The following is a 15,304-nucleotide window of genomic DNA, read 5'->3' as shown; positions in this document are numbered from 1 at the left end:
CGCTCCGCGTCCGCGCCGCCGTTAGGATGACTGCGCCGCGGTCCGGCCGCCGATCCAGCGACTGACCGCCATGCCCAGCAATACCGTGACGACGATCAACAGATAGCAGGCCACGCCCAACAGGCTGACGAGGAACATGCCGTATTCGCGCGAAACCACCGACGCCAGCACCGTGCCGAAGACCGAGCCGGTCGCGGTGATCGCCCAGCACCAGGCGACCAGCCGCCCCTGATCGCCGGCGAAGGCGCCGACCGACAACGGCACGACGTGGCCGAGCAGGAAACCCAGCCCGGCGAAGAGAATGAAGCTGGCGATCAACAATGCCGCGAGCGGCATTTGCAGCATCAGCCGGTGGAACAGCATCGGCGCCAGCACCAGCAGCAGGCCGCCGTAAACCGCCGAAAGCGTGGCGTAAAGCATGATCGACTGCTGTTTTTTCTCCAAAATGATCCGGTCGGAATGCAAACTGCCCAATCCGGCGCCGAGGATCATCCCCGACAGGATGGTAATCAGGGCCGTCGTCGGGTGCTGCATGTAGAGCTGAAAGCGGTAGATGCCGGCCATTTCCAGGAACATGAAGCCGAGGCCGGTCAGCAGCAGGATCATCAGCAGGCGGAAGTCCATCCGCACCTTGCCGCCGGTATCGGATTTTTTCACCACGAGCGGCATGATGATGAACACGATCGCCAGAACGCCCATGATGATGAACAGGTTGCGGTACATGTCGCGGATCAGCTTTTCCTGGGGCGAATTGGCGGCGCGAATGCCCGCGCCATAGAGATAGGGGCGGTCGTCGTTGGTGCCCAGCGAAAAACTGTGCGCGTGTTTGACGTTGAACCACAAGCCCTTGAGTTGTCGAGCGTCGGTGCACATCTTGGCGACGCGTTTGACCCAGCCCTTGTTCGGCTGCCACCGGTTGTACTCCTCCTCGGTGATCAAGCCTTTTTCCATCAGGGGCGCGAGGTCGGGATACTGGATGGTGATGTGCGCCTTGCGGCTGTCGCTGACGCGGGCGATCTGCAGCAGCTCGTCTTCGGTGAACGGCGTCGGTTTGGCCATGACCATCGAACGATAGCCGTAGCCGAATGGGCGGGCCGTCAGGACGAAATGTTTTTCCGGTTCCTTGATGCCCGAAACCAGCATGCCCGCGACGACGCTGCGGAAGCGCCGGCCCTTGTCGCCGCCGGTCGGCTCCGCGCCGCGGCTGAAGAAGGTGTAGCACAGATAGCCGTCGGCCTTGAGGTGCTCGAGGTATTCGGAGAAGGCTTCCTGCGTAAAGACGAAATAGGGTGACCAGGCCTGGGCGATCTGGCCGGCCATAGTGTGGAAATTGACTTCCAGCATTTCGATGATGTCGTACTTTTTCTGACTGCGCATGACCACCGAACGGCCGTCGGCGATGAAATAGTTGACGCCGGGCAGCAGGTAAGGATTGCCCGGCTCGTCTTTCTTTTCGTTGACGATGTCGCGGATGATCGGGCCGGCGATTTCGACCGCGTCGATTTCCTTGATGCCATAATGATGGGCCATGATCAGTTCCTGGCCGCCGCCGGAAGCGATGACCATCAGCCGACCGTCCTTTTTCATCTCGAACGGGACGGTGTACAAGCTGTCGTTGTACCGCTTGATATCCTTTTCGTTGTAGGTGGCGTAATAAGTCCGCGAGCTGTTGTCGATCATGTACATTTCGCGGTTCTTCTTGTATTCCATCAGCGCTACGCGGGCCATCGGCGTCCAGTATTCGCGGATCGTCTTCTTGTCGCTGAAACCGGCGGCGTGGCGGATGGTGAACCCGCCGAAAACCAGGAAAATCACCAATAGAAGCACCGGCGAGGCGATCGCCGTCCATAATTTCCAATTCCGCCTGTTCAGCAACAGGATGTAGAGCAGCGGCAGGAAAATCAGCATTTCGATCGCGATGATCGTTCCCTGCAGGCCGAACGGATACAGCAGCAGCGGAATCGAAACGGCGCCGACCGTCGCCGCCAGCAGATCGACCCCGTAAAGGACGGCGAATTTTTTCGCCGCGTGGCGGAAAACGAACGCCTGGATGTATCCGGCGAACAGAAACGGCAGAAAGATGACCGGCACCACGGCGTAGAGCTTCCACATGTCGAACATCGCCGGATTCATGGTGTAAATCGCGTTGCGCTGATTGAACGTCAGGTCCTTGGTCATTTCGCCCGTTTCCGGATCGGTGATCGAGCGGGGCACGAACTCGATTTGGAGCAGTACGTAGAACGAAATCAGCACGGCCAGGGCCAGGAAAACCAGCAACCAGGCCTGGCGTATTTCTTGTTTTTCCTCCGGGGTTTTCGCACTCAGATAGGCCAGGATCGCGCCGGCTCCCGTGCCGAGCAGGGTGAGCGAAATCGCTAAAAACGAATGATTCGAGAAGAGGATCACCGCAAAAATGCGAGTGAGCAGGACTTCCACTCCCAGGGTGACCAGGGAGACGACAAACAAAACCAGAACGTTGACACGATTCACCATACCGCACCTACGATTCGAACCATCGAATGGTTGTGATGCTTGAGCAAAACCGCCGCGGCATTAAAATACCATTCCGCAACCGGCCGCGGCCTCCATGGGCTTGGTACGATAATGGAGAAAAGGGCGAAAAATCAATAGTTGATTAATCCTTTAATTGTAACCGACTTTCTTCCGCTTCAACCGCCGCGCCCGCCGCCTCGCGCGGCCGGCCCCGGGAAAAGAAAAAAGGCGGCCGAAACCGCCTTTTTCACGATTTTCAAAGGTGCTCAACAGCCGCAACAACTGTCATCGTCGTCGTCATCGTCGTCGGAGGCTTTCGGCGGTACCGACAAGCCGGCCGGATCGGGGGCCAGCGGCGAGGTGTCGTCGTCGACGTCGTCGTCGGTGGGTGTGAGGTCGTCATCGGTGATGGGGGCGAAATCGTCGTCCGGGCTGGTATCGTCGTCGGTGGTGTCGTTGTCGTCGTCGGTGGTGTCGTTGTCGTCATTGTCGTCGTCATCGTCGTCGCCGACGCAGATGTCGTTTTCCTCGTCGCAGGTCTGGGTGCCCGTGCAGGGGTCGCCGGCATGTTGATCGCAGGCGCCCGACTCGCAGGTGTCCTCGCCGTTGCAGAACAGATCGTCGTTGCAGGAAAAGCCGTCCGGTTGGAACAGGTCTTCAGGGCAATCGGCCGCGTCGCCTGGGCAGGATTCGGCGAGGTCGCAATCGTTGGCCGCCGCGCGGCATTCGACCGATGAATCGAGGAAGGCATCCTCGGGGCATTCGGCCGAATCGCCGGCGCAAACCTCGGCGGCGTCGCAATCGCCGGCGCTTTCCCGGCAGGTGACGCTGCCGTCGAGGAAGAGATCCTCGGGGCAGAGGCCCGAGGTGCCGTCGCAGATTTCCTCGACGTCGCAGACGCCGGCCACCGGGCGGCAACTGACGCCGGCGTCCAGCACGGTGCACGTGCCGTTCGCCGTGGCGCCCGCGGCCACGCTGCACGCCTGGCAATCGGACGGATCGTCGGCGCCGCATTCGGTATTGCAGCAATAGCCGTCGACGCAGAAGCCGGTTTTGCATTCCTCGTTTTCGGTGCAGGCGTGCGTCGTCAGGTAGTAGGTGACGATCCGGCCGAAAACGCGGATCGAACCGTAAGTCGGCGTCAGGTCGAAGGAGTAATAGCTCAGGAACGTTTTGCCGTCGCCGATGCCGACCGCGACCGGCCCGCCTTCATCGACCATCGGGCCGGCCGACAGCGCGGCGCCGTTGCCTTCCTGCACGGCCGCGGTGGCGCTGTCGATCCAGTTGCCGTAGACGTCGAGGGTGGAGCCGGAGCGGCGATCCTGCCAGGCCACGAAGAAATAGTTACCGTCCCAGGTGGTGGTCGGCATGGTTTGATCGCCGGTTGCCGTACTGATCGCGATGCCGGACGCGTCGACCGTGCCGCCAGTCGAAGCGATGCGCGTGCCGTAAATATCTTGGTTGCCGTTGCGGCTATCCTGCCAGACCGCCAGCCAATAGGTGCCGTTGTACGTCATGCCGGGCCAGGTTTGTTCGCCCGCCGCGGTGGAAACGATCAGGCCGCCGGGGCTTTGCACGCCGCCGGCCACGGTGACGCGCGAACTGTAGATGTCCTTGCCACCGTTGCGGCCGTCTTCCCACAAGGCCAGGAATTGCGTCGCGCCGGCGAAGACGCGCGGATTGATCTGATCGTTGACCGCGCTGGAAATGGCGATGCCGCTGGCATCGAACAGCGTTCCCGAGGCGTTGAGCCGCGCGCCGTAGACGTCGTACGCGCCGTTCCGGTTGTCCTGCCAGACGGTCAGGAAGTAATCGCCCAGGTAGGCGATGTCGGGATTGAGTTGCGCGCCGGTCGCCGAGGTGATGGCCAGACCGCTCGGATCCAAAACCGTGCCGCTCAGATTGATGCGCGCCCCGTATACATCCCACTGGCCGTTGCGATAGTCGGACCAGACCGCGACATACGTATTGGCGCCGAAGGCCACCGCGGGCCGCTCCTGCGTATTCGCGGCGGTGCAGATCGCGATTCCGGAGGGGTTCAGAATCGTGCCGTTGGCCGAGACGCGCGTGCCGTAAATGTCGTGATTGACGCCGTCGCGGATGTCTTCCCAGACCACCATGAAATTGGTGCCGTCGGGCACCACGTCGGACCAGTATTGGTTGTTGGCCGAGAGGCTGATCGCGATGCCGGCCGGATTGAGAACGGCCCCGGCCGTGCTGACGCGGGTGCCGTAAATGTCCGGATAGCCGCCGGCCCGGTAATCGTGCCAGACGACCAGATAATTGGTGCCGTCGAACGCCACCGACGATTCGTATTGATCGTTGGCCGCCTCGCAGATGGCGATGCCGGATGCGTCGAGCACCGCGCCGGCGCTCGAAACGCGCGCGCCGTAAATGTTGTAGCCGCCCGCCCGCGAATCGTCCCAGGTCACCAGGTAGTTGGTGCCGTCGTAACCGATCGACGGGCTTTGCTGGTTGCCCGCGCCGCTGTAGACGGCAAAACCGTTGGTGTCGGTCACGACGCCGCCGGTGGTGACCCGCGCCGCGTAGAGATCCCAGTCGGCGCCGCGGTTGTCCATCCAGGCGACCAGATACTGGCTGCCGCCGAAAGCCACCGCCGGAACGCGCTGATTGTTGGCGGCGGTGCAGATGGCGATGCCGGAAGCGTCGAGCACCGATCCGCCGGTCGAAACGCGCGCGCCGTAAACGTTGTAGGTGCCGTCCCGTTGATCGTCCCACACCACGAAGTAGTTGGTGCCGTCAAAGGCGGCGGCGGGCATCGTCTGATCGCCGGTCGCGGTGGAAATGGCGATGCCGGTCGCCGGGTCGTCGGTGACGACGCCGTCGGCGGTGACCCGCGAACCGTAGAGATCGACGTTCGCGCCGCGGCCGTCGGCCCAGGCGACGAACCAGCCGCCGTTGTTGGCGGCGACGGCCGGATTGTTTTGGTTGCCGGTGGCGCTGCTCACCAGAATGCCGCCGGGATCGAGCACTTCGCCGTTGATATCCACGCGCGAGGCGTAAATGCTGTAATCGGCGCCGCGATTGTCTTCCCAGGCCACGAGGAAATTCGTGCCGTCGAAGGCGAGCGCCGGCGCGCGCTGGTTGTTGGCCGCGTTGCTGATGACGATGCCGCCGGGGGACAGCAAGGCGCCCGAAGGCGTGACGCGCACGCCGTACACGTCAGACAGCAGGTTGCCGGTGCTGGCGCGCCGGTCTTCCCAAACCACCAGGTAGCGGCTGCCGTCATAAGCCACCGACGGGGCGGATTGCCGATTGGGAGCCAACAGATAAATCGGATTGTCCATGCCGAATTCCGGCGTGACGTAGGGATCCAATTCGGCGGGGAATGCGGTCCCGGCGAGGATTTCCGCCGGCACGGTCAGTACGATCTGTCCCGCTTCGAAACGAACGGCGACTTCGGTTTCGCGGCCCCGGTTGTCGACCCACAGGCCGTTGCCGTAACGGAAGCCCAGGCCGGTTTCCGGATCCGCGAAGTGCAAGCCCTGATCGGTCCGGCCGATGAAGGGCAACCCTTTGACCTGCAGCCGGATTTCCAGATCGCCGCCGCCCACCGGGCGCTGTTCGAAATACCAACCCTGTTCGGTTCCTTCGTCGGCGTTCTGCAGCCATTCGGCGACATCGCCGCGCCAAACGGTCAGGGAACCGTCATCGTTGATTTCGATCGATGTCGCTGCCGCACCCAGGTCCGTTCGCCCCAGGCGGATGCTCTTGGTCGCCAACTGGAAGGGGGCGCCTTGGACGACGTCTTCGTTCGGATCGCCGGAATCGCGGTCGAGCGGCAGAAACGGCGTGAAGGTCGAAGCGCCGGCATGGCTGACGCGCACGGCGTAGGTCGTGTGGCCACCCACGAAGCCGGTCTCGTTTTCGCGGAAGGAGAAGTGAACCCGCCGGATGATCTCCGCGACGTTGAACGGAGCCGAGACGTCCGCGCGACCGTTGCCGAGAACCGGCGCCGGCGCGTCACCGCTGGTATCGTCATCGCCCGTTGATTTAGCCGCGACGATTTCCGAGTTATCGGTCTGATTGGTACTATCCCCACAGGAAATCGCCAGGTAAGAGACAAAAAGGGCGAGAATTACCCAAAGAATCGGCAGGCGAATCTGCTTCGACATGACGGCAATCCTTTTCAGAATTTTCCCCTGACCCCCCAGTGAACGAAAAATATTAGCATGAACATTTCGCCAACCCAAGCGTTCAATAACGAAGATACGAAAATTTTTCTTGTCCGCGCGACCGGGTTTATTACTGGCTGGACCGAGGACGGCAAAACGGGCAAAATCGCCTTCGATTTCAAAGTGGTACGTTTTGCATTCGCCGAGGTGAGAATGAAACGACTGCTCTGGGTTGTTTTGGTAAGCTGGGTTTTCGTTACGGCAGCCGCGGCCGATTACGGCCCGCCGCTCCAATTGCCCAACGGCGAGACCGCCGCCGACCCGATGGTGCTGTCGGCGGACGGCGTCTATTACTTGTACGTCACGTCTTCCTACGTCGATTTCGAATGCTGGACCAGCACCGATCTGGTCGAATGGTCCTATGCCGGCGTCGTCTGGGAACCGAAATCGCCCGACGTCTGGAACAATGTCGACATCTGGGCACCCGAGGTCCACACCGACGGCCGGCGTTTCTATCTCTACTATGCCGCCAGCCAGGAAATCGGCGTCGCGGTGGCCGACAGTCCGCTCGGGCCGTTTGAGGATGTCGCCGATCATCCGTTCGTCGGTTTGGGTTACGGCAATGTCGCCGGACAAGCGATCGACGCGCACGTCTTTCAGGACGAGGACGGGAAGCGGTTTTTCTATTTCGCGGGCTATCGGCCGTTTTCCACGCTTTGCGGAATGGAAATGACCGGCATGACGACCCTGGCCGAGGGGACGCCCGAGACGCTGGTGAAACCGGGAATTTTCAACTGGGAATTGTTCACCGTCGAAGCGCCGTGGATGGTCAAACACGACGGCCGGTATTACCTGATGTACAGCGGCTGGGGCGCCAACATGCCGTTTTACGCGGTCGGTTATGCCGTCGCCGACAATCCGCTCGGACCGTTTACCGAATACGAAGGCAACCCGATTCTGCAAATGGACGAAGCGGCCGGCATTTGGGGCCCCGGGCACAATTGCGCGGTCACGGCGCCCGACGGCAGTTTGAAGATCGTCTACCACACCAAGCAGCAACCCTCGATCGGCTGGGATCGCGAGATTCGCGTCAACGACCTGTGTTTCACCGCGAGCGGGCGGATGTACGTCGGTCTGGACGGCTGCGATCAACAAGACGAGCCGGACCCGTCGGACGACGACGATACGGACGCCGGCGACGACGATGCGAATCCGCCGGAGCCCGACGATCGAGCGGGGGACGACGACGATTCGGGTTGCGGCGACTGAATCGCGGGCCGGCCGGAAAAGGCCGCTGGATTCCCGATAATTGTGTGATAACATGGTGCGTGCCAAATGGGGGAGAAACGTTTTGCGTCGCGCTATTTTTATCTTATCGCTGATTCTCATCACGGCCGGCGTCGGCCTGGCGCGTTCGGTAGTGCTGATCGAAAAGCGACAATCGATCGGCGTTTCGTATCCGATCGAGGATACCAAGGTCGTCAAATTGGCCGACGGCTCGGTGGCGCAATTGGTCACCTGTTGCGGGCTCAATCAGGACGATTCGGCCACCTTCACGGTGCGCGACGGCGACGGGTATACGCTGGTCGATCACAAGTTTTCCAACGGCCGGTTTTTTCTCTCTCCCGAAGGACGGGTCGTGGCGATTCAAAAAATCGGCCCGTCGTTCACCGTCACTTTTCACGATTCGCGCCTGAAGGTGATCAAGCAACTCAACCTGGTCAACGTCAATACCCTGGCGGCCGGCGACCGCGGCTCGATTGCCGTTCTGCTCCGGCAGGGTTCGAGCATGCTGTTGCGGGTTTTCGACAGCGGCGGCGAAAGTCGCTGGGAAGTGAAGGACCTCCACGGCGGCAATTTGTATTTTCTGCCCGGCGAGGCGCAGTTGGCCGTGACGGACGGCAAGTTGCTGTCGCTTTACAGCTACGGTTCGGATAAGCCGCGCGTGCTCGATGCCAAGGCCGCCGTGCAATACGTCGGGATCGATCCCGGGCAAAACCGGCTGTTTTTGGCGGTCGCCGCCGAAGCCGGCCCGGAAATCTGGGCGATCAATCCGGCGACGCTCGAACCGGTCTGGAAGCAGACTCTCGGGCAGATCGCGGCCGGTCACTGCCAGAACATGATGGTCGAATTCTCGCGGTACGTGTCCTCGCAAAACATTGTCGCCCTGTTGTTGCGTTGCTCGGGCGACCGCAATTCCTTCTACGTCGCGCGTTTTCTCAACACCGACGGGCAGGTGATCGGCCAGGAAAAACTCGGCCGCCGGATCGACGCCGGCTTTTACGAAGTGAAGAACAACTTGGCGATCGTCTCCGACGGCTTCACCTACACCTTCTCGATTCGGGATTGAGCGAAACCGGACGATCGCTCCGGTAGCGGCCGGCCGGTGTTTATCGCGGGCGGCTCATTTCGCTTGGCTTGCGGCATTCATCTGTTCGGGGGCTGAATTGGCGCGGAAAATCGGCTGGATCGCATTCCTCGGGCTGGTGGTTTTGTTCATGGCCTGGCTGCGGGTGTACTTCGACGGCCGGCAGGCTTTTCACCGGGCGGAGGAATTGTCGCGCGCCGGCCGGGCGGACGAGGCCATCGGTTTTTACGACCGCGCGCTGCACATGTACTGGCCGGGCAGCCCGCACACCGCCGGCGCGGTGGCGGCGCTGACCCGTCTCGCCGGCGAACGGGAAGCGAGCGGCGATCGCGAAGGCGCCTTGCATGCCTGGCGGATCCTGCGCAGCGGCCTCTACGCCGAGCGCGGTTTGTACCAGCCTTACGCGGCAATCATCGCCCGAAGCGAGGAACACATCGCCGCGCTGGTCGCGTTGCTTACCGGCGACGAAACGATGAAGCAAAGCCACCTGGCCCTTTTGCGCCAGAACGAAGACCCGGCGCGCGGCTGGTCCATGCTGGCGCTGGCGGGCTTCGCCTGCTGGGTCGGCGCCGGTTTCGGTTTCATCTGGCGCGCGTTGGCGCCGGCCGGAAAAATCAAAGCCCGCCCGGCTTTCGCCTGGGGGGCTTTGTTCGTCGCCGGTTACGGCTTGTGGCTGCTCGGGTTGTATCTCGCCTGAGGCGCTACATTCCCATCCACATGTACAAAATCCGCGGCTGCGCCATTTCCATCAGCTGGTTGTAATCGATCAGGTTCATGTCCAGGTTGAGGCGCGGCGCTTCGGCCCGGCTCAGGCTGTAAATGTTCTGATCGGGCTTTTTGCTGGTCGTGTAGAGGATCACGCCGGCGTCGCGGATTTTCGCGAGCCGCTTGGCTTCCTCGATCGCGTCGTCCAGGTCGCCGAGCTGATCCACCAGGCCGACCCGCTTCGCGTCAGCCGCCGACAGAATCCGCCCGTCGGCCAACGCCAGCACCTGTTCGCGGTTCAGGTTCGGCCGCCCCTCGTCCACCACCGTGACGAAACGTTCGTAGGATTCGTCGACGATGCGCTGCAGGATTTGGCGCTCCTCGTCGGTCATTTCGTCGAACGGATTGCCCATGTCCTTCATTTTGCCCGCTTTGATGACCCGGCTTTCCATGCCGATTTTCTGAAAGAGGCCGGCGAAACCGAACGAATGCATGATCACGCCGATGCTGCCGGTGATCGACGTCGGATGCGCCACGATCGTGTCGGCGGTGCAACTGACGTAATAGCCGCCCGAGGCGGCGACGCCCATGAACGCCGCCACGACCGGCAGCTTGGTGCGTTCCTTGAACTTGCGCAGGTCGCGGTAGACGATGTCCGAGCCCGTCACCGTGCCGCCGGGCGAGTTGACGCGCAGCACCACGGCCTTGATGCGCTCGTCGTGCGCGGCTTTTTCCAGCTTGCGCCGGATGACCGTCGTTGTCGGCTCGTGGTCGTAAAAGATCGACGTGCTGCCCCATTCGGCGATGACGCCCTCGACGTCGAGAATCAGAATGCGGTCCTTGGTGTCCTCGCTGATCGGCTTGGCGACCAGCCGCGTGGACAGCTTGTCCTCGTAATCCGGCAGCAGACTGAAATTGTTGTTGGAAAAACATCCGCTCAGCAGCAGCCACAGGCTTACGGCCGCCAGGCTCAGCAATAAAAAGCGACGCATGTTCGCCTCCGGGTTGATTGTTCGGCCTGATGATGGCGGGCCGCACGGGACAAATCAAGCGGCTACTTGATTCGCGGTTTCAGGGGACGCTACGATGGTGGCCGGGAAGGGGGACGTGCAATGTTTGACCGGCAATTGGCGAAATGGCATCTGGAGCAGCAGGGTTACCTGGCCTCGGTCGATGTGGCGCTCGACGGCTCGGTCGCCATTGACGCGTTCGGCGTGCGGATCAACGCGAACCGCGACGAGTCCGCCGTGTTCGGCGTCGTGCGCGGTTGGTGGCATGTCGGCGCCTACTTGACGCCGAGCCTGATCCGCAGTCATCTCCAGAGCGACCGCAAACTGCTCGAACGGGCTTTCGCGACGGAACGGCTCGAAAAGGCCGCCCGGCAATTCCGCCTCTCCGGCGTGCCGGAGAAAGTGCTGTTTTATTCGATGCGCAGCCCGTCCCTGGCCTGCGAAGCCGAGGAGGAACTGAAACTTCTCGGGATCCGGGTTGTCTACCTGGAAGACATCCTGGCCGAAGCGCTGGCCGGCGTGAAGTACGACGAGCGCGCCCAGGGCACCGTTTTTCAAGCCCTGGCGATGGTCAAGGGTTCGAGCATTTTCAAGGAAATGGCGCGGTTGGCGCGGCAGGCCGAGCGTGAGCCGCTGCGGCGCGAGGCCGAAACGGATCGGCCTTCGGTCGCCAATCGCCAGATGAATCTGTTGCTGTCTTTCGCGGACGAAGAGGACGAAGCGAATGGCTCTGATGCCCCGTAATCTGCCGTTGGCCGTGGCCTGGCGCCTGCTGTTGGTGCTGGCCGTCGCGACGGTGATCCTGGCCGTCGGCATCCGCCAGTACCAGTGGCGGCCGTTCGGCGAAAAACAAATGCCGACTGAAAAAACGGATGACCTCGGCAAGGTCATCCAACAGGAAATGGGGCCGGAACCACCGACGCCCGCCCCGCTGGAAGCCATCGGCTCCCTGCTCGAAAACGCGCTCCCTTCGTTCGAAACCTCGCCGACGCCGGCCCCCGAGCCGACCGCGCCGCCCCCCGAACCGAAAAAGGATCCGAAGGCCGAGGAACCGAAAAAACCGGCGCCCACTCCCACGCCGAAGCCCAAGCCCAAGAGCGACGAAAAGGCGTTGGAGGAATTGCTGGAGGAAGAATCGGACAAATAGCCGATGGTCGAACGCACTTTCGGTAAGCCGTCGCTGTCGCCGCGCGAAATCTACGCGGAACTCGACCGGTACGTCATCGGCCAGGAAACGGCGAAGCGGGCCGTGGCCGTGGCGGCTTATCATCACTGGCGACGCATTCAATCCGGCCCGAATTCGCTGTTGCGCAAGAGCAACATGCTGCTGATCGGCCCCACCGGTTCCGGCAAAACGCACCTGGCCCGGCAACTGGCGCGCATCCTCGATCTGCCGCTGGTGATCGTCAACGCCACGGAATATACCGAGGCCGGTTACTACGGCAAGGACGTCGAGGTGATGATCGCCGAGTTGCTCTTCAAAACCGAGGGCGATCTGGAAGCCACGCAGCACGGCATCGTTTTCGTCGACGAGATCGACAAGATTTCACGGCGCAACCACTTCGGCAATACCGGCGCCGGCCAGCGCGACATCGGCGGCGAGGGCGTGCAGCAGGCCATTTTGAAGCTGCTCGAGGCGAACAAGGTCTTCGTGCCGCTCAACGTCACCCAGCACTGGAGCAAGCACGATTTCGTCCAAGTGGACGTGACCGACATTCTGTTCATCTGCGCCGGGACCTTCACCGATCTGGGCCGCGGCCGCTACAAGGCGGAGGTCGGCTTCCTGGAAAAAGACGACGCCCGACCGGGCCGGCGCATCGAAACCAAGGACCTGGAAGAATATGGCATGCTCGCCGAGTTGCTCGGGCGCTTGCCGGTGGTGATTGAACTGAGCGAGCTGACGACCGAGGAACTGGGCCGCATTCTAGTCGATCCGCCCGACGCCCTCTGGCGCGAATACCAGGAACTCTTCGCCGCGGACGACATCCGGCTGGTCCTCGAGGACGACGGCCGGCAGGCCATCGTCGCCGAGGCCCGGCGCCGCAAACTGGGCGCGCGCGGCTTGCGAACGATCCTCGAAGCCGTGCTGGCGGACCTGTCGTTCGAGGCGCCCGAGCGCGCCGGCCAGACAGTCGTCGTCGATGCCGCGTTCGTCGCCCGGCAGGTGCGATGAAGATCCGCCTCCGTCCGGGTACGCCGGAAGATGTCGAAGCCTGTTGGCAACTCGACCAGATCTGCTTTCCGCCCGACATCGCCTTTTCCCGCGAAACCATGGCCGAACTTTTTGAAAAAGCCGCCGTGAAGCTGATCGCCGCCGGCGCGGACGGCATGGCCGGCTTCGTGGTGGCCGACCACGAGGCAGGCGATTCCGAAGGGTTGATCGTGACGCTGGATATCGAACCGCAACGGCGGCGGCAGGGGATCGGGACGGCGCTGCTGGAAGCGGCGCAGGAAAAACTGCTTGCCCACGGCGCCGAACTCGTTTTCCTTCACGTGGCGGTGAACAACCGGGAAGCGGGCGCCCTTTATAAAAAGCTCGGTTATATTATGATCCAGCGATTGCGTGGTTACTATGGACCGCGGAACGATGCGCTGCTGATGGCGCGATTCCTGGGCGATAATGGAGCCGCAACCGAATGAGATTCGTCGTCGTCTCCGATATTCATGCCAATTACGAGGCGCTGGAAGGGATTCTGGCCGATGTCGGCAATCTGGAAATCGATCGCTACGTCAGCCTGGGCGATCTGGTCGGCTATTACGCCGAGCCGCAGGAATGTATCGACCGTTTTCGCGGTTTGAACGGTTTGTGCATTCAGGGAAACCACGATGCGGTAGCCAGTGGCGTCGAGGAGCCGCTCGATTTCAATCCTCTGGCGACCGACCGGATTTTTTGGACCCGCGGCCAGTTGCGTCCCGAAAGCAAGAAATGGCTGGCCGAGTTGCCGACCCAGGGAAAATTGACCGAGGACATCTGGGCCGTGCACGGATCTTTACGCAACCGCGACGAATACCTGATGAGCCAAATGGTCATCCAGGCCAATTTTTTCCTGATGGAGAAGCTGCAGGCGCCGCGGACGGTGTTGTTCGGTCATACCCATCGGCGTGCGGTCTATCGGCTGGACGGCACGATCGTTTCCACGCTCTCCGAAAAACGGTTTCGTCTGCGTGAGGAAAACCGATACCTGATCAACCCCGGCGGAAGCGGCCAGCCGCGCGACGGCGAACCGGGCGCTCCCTATTTAATGATTGATGACGACCGGGTGGAATTGCGGCGCGCGCCCTATGACGTCGAAGCCGCCGCGGCCAAAGTCGCGAAATTGCCCTACGGCGATATTTTGGCCGATCGCCTCAGACAGGGGATCTGAAATGCCGGTCAACAAGGCCGAATATCAGGCCTATTTCCGCCTCGCCGTTTGGCTGGAGTTCGTCAGTTTTTCCTTTCTTTTATTCGGATATGCCGCCAACCGAGCCGTTTTTTCCTTATTTTACATTGGCTTACCTGAGTTTTTCAGTTATGAACCCAAGATGGTTTTTCAATTATTCGGTGTTCCCTATTGGCTGCCGGCGTTGCTGATTCTTCTAGCGCTGAATTTCCTACTGATTCGGAAAGACAAAGGAATTCTGCTTCGTTTCGTGTCCGATCCGTGGAGTCATCTCTTTCCCGGCCGGCGGCTGGTTCTGGCCAACCTCGCTTCTTTCCTTCTATTAGTGGCTCTCTTTTTCGTTTTGGAGGTTTTCCTCTAGACGATCATTTGATCCGGGTCGGTTTCACCGACACCCCCGTTGAAATCCATTCCGGTTTGGGTAATGATGACCGGAGTAGCGAGGGGGATTCCCCACGACATCATGCGAATGCGTAGGCAGGACCGTCATTTTGGGCGGGGCCGGTAGGAAAGATTTTTCGAGAAAAGGCCTTGACACAAAATTGGACTTGCCTATAATTTCAGCCCCTCGAAGGCGCGAGGGACGAGACCTGTATGCTGGCGTAGCTCAATCGGTAGAGCAGCGCACTTGTAATGCGCAGGTTGTGGGTTCAAGTCCCTTCGCCAGCTTTTGAGAGGATTGCTCTTTCGAACGCAGCAAGACCTTGGCGAGATACCCGAGTGGCCAAAGGGGGCGGACTGTAAATCCGCTGGCGGCAGCCTACGGTGGTTCGAATCCACCTCTCGCCAATTGAAATAGAAGCGCCTGGAGGGACGTGGCGACCGGAAATCAGCCGCGGTGATGACCTCCTGGATTTCGTTGCGATTGCGCGGGAGTAGCTCAGTTGGCTAGAGCAACAGCCTTCCAAGCTGTGGGTCGCGGGTTCGAACCCCGTTTCCCGCTCACCGCAACGCGAGCGACCAGGAACACACCGAACGGCCGATTTCGCAACAGGCATTAACCAGAATCAGAGCGGAAAGAACACGTTGCTGGGTAACATCCAAGGCAACCGAACTTTTTGAAAACCCGGAGGGAATCATGGCAAAGGCCAAGTTTGAGCGGACGAAGCCGCACGTGAACATTGGGACGATCGGCCACATCGATCACGGGAAGACGACGCTGACCAGCGCGATCACGAAGGTGATGTCGAAGCACGGCTTGGCGGCGGC

Annotated in this window: 13 protein-coding genes and 3 tRNA genes; 13 read left to right on the top strand and 3 right to left on the bottom strand. The window is 61.3% G+C overall.

The genetic code is table 11. The annotated features are described in order from the left end of the window. Nucleotides 1-21 precede the first annotated feature (21 nt). Nucleotides 22-2,490: a hypothetical protein gene (locus GX444_11755; protein NLH49261.1), complete on the bottom strand. Its 2,469-nt coding sequence runs from the start codon at nt 2,488-2,490 to the stop codon at nt 22-24. 269 nt (nt 2,491-2,759) lie between these two features. Next, complete coding sequence (locus tag GX444_11750; protein ID NLH49260.1) at nt 2,760-6,629, bottom strand: hypothetical protein; 3,870 nt, start codon at nt 6,627-6,629, stop codon at nt 2,760-2,762. A 213-nt stretch (nt 6,630-6,842) separates the two neighbouring features. Between GX444_11750 and GX444_11745 the strand changes: the two genes are divergently transcribed. The 3 genes from GX444_11745 to GX444_11735 all read left to right on the top strand — a co-directional run bounded on the left by GX444_11745 (nt 6,843) and on the right by GX444_11735 (nt 9,694). Next, complete coding sequence (locus GX444_11745; protein NLH49259.1) at nt 6,843-7,898, top strand: family 43 glycosylhydrolase; 1,056 nt, start codon at nt 6,843-6,845, stop codon at nt 7,896-7,898. An 82-nt stretch (nt 7,899-7,980) separates the two neighbouring features. Beyond that, on the top strand, nt 7,981-8,979 hold the full coding sequence (locus tag GX444_11740; protein ID NLH49258.1) for a hypothetical protein: 999 nt from the start codon (nt 7,981-7,983) through the stop codon (nt 8,977-8,979). A gap of 97 nt (nt 8,980-9,076) precedes the next feature. Next, nucleotides 9,077-9,694 (top strand): hypothetical protein, encoded by a 618-nt coding sequence (locus tag GX444_11735; protein ID NLH49257.1) that lies wholly within the window; start codon nt 9,077-9,079, stop codon nt 9,692-9,694. A 4-nt stretch (nt 9,695-9,698) separates the two neighbouring features. Here the strand turns inward: GX444_11735 and sppA are convergent, their stop codons facing one another. Next, nucleotides 9,699-10,694 (bottom strand): signal peptide peptidase SppA, encoded by a 996-nt coding sequence (sppA, locus tag GX444_11730; GenBank protein NLH49256.1) that lies wholly within the window; start codon nt 10,692-10,694, stop codon nt 9,699-9,701. 120 nt (nt 10,695-10,814) lie between these two features. Between sppA and GX444_11725 the strand changes: the two genes are divergently transcribed. From GX444_11725 to tuf, 10 genes are all read left to right on the top strand, one after another. Then, nucleotides 10,815-11,456 carry a hypothetical protein gene (locus GX444_11725; protein ID NLH49255.1) on the top strand — a complete coding sequence of 214 codons (642 nt, stop codon included), beginning with the start codon at nt 10,815-10,817 and terminating at the stop codon, nt 11,454-11,456. Beyond that, a complete protein-coding gene (locus GX444_11720; protein NLH49254.1) occupies nt 11,437-11,859 on the top strand; it encodes a hypothetical protein in 423 nt (140 codons plus the stop codon). The genes GX444_11725 and GX444_11720 overlap by 20 nt, the downstream gene beginning before the upstream one ends. Nucleotides 11,860-11,862: 3 nt before the next feature. Further along, nucleotides 11,863-12,885, top strand: coding sequence for an AAA domain-containing protein (locus GX444_11715; protein NLH49253.1), 1,023 nt, complete (start codon nt 11,863-11,865; stop codon nt 12,883-12,885). Continuing rightward, entirely contained in the window at nt 12,882-13,352 is a 471-nt protein-coding gene (locus GX444_11710; GenBank protein ID NLH49252.1) for a GNAT family N-acetyltransferase, read from the top strand. Before GX444_11715 ends, GX444_11710 begins: the two co-directional genes overlap by 4 nt. After that, nucleotides 13,349-14,077, top strand: a complete 729-nt coding sequence (locus tag GX444_11705; protein ID NLH49251.1) for a metallophosphoesterase family protein — start codon at nt 13,349-13,351, stop codon at nt 14,075-14,077. Before GX444_11710 ends, GX444_11705 begins: the two co-directional genes overlap by 4 nt. Nucleotide 14,078: 1 nt before the next feature. Continuing rightward, complete coding sequence (locus tag GX444_11700; protein ID NLH49250.1) at nt 14,079-14,456, top strand: hypothetical protein; 378 nt, start codon at nt 14,079-14,081, stop codon at nt 14,454-14,456. A 235-nt stretch (nt 14,457-14,691) separates the two neighbouring features. Next, a tRNA-Thr gene (locus GX444_11695) sits at nt 14,692-14,764 on the top strand. A gap of 37 nt (nt 14,765-14,801) precedes the next feature. Next, nucleotides 14,802-14,884: transfer RNA gene (locus tag GX444_11690), tRNA-Tyr, on the top strand. A gap of 80 nt (nt 14,885-14,964) precedes the next feature. After that, a tRNA-Gly gene (locus GX444_11685) sits at nt 14,965-15,038 on the top strand. A gap of 135 nt (nt 15,039-15,173) precedes the next feature. Next, nucleotides 15,174-15,304 (top strand): elongation factor Tu (gene tuf, locus GX444_11680; GenBank protein ID NLH49249.1); only part of this gene is annotated, 131 nt, incomplete at its 3' end.

It is taken from the genome of Myxococcales bacterium, from assembly GCA_012517325.1.
Taxonomy (GTDB): domain Bacteria; phylum Lernaellota; class Lernaellaia; order Lernaellales; family Lernaellaceae; genus JAAYVF01.
Note: the sequence above shows the minus strand (reverse complement) of the source record. Positions and strands in the feature narration are given on the sequence as shown.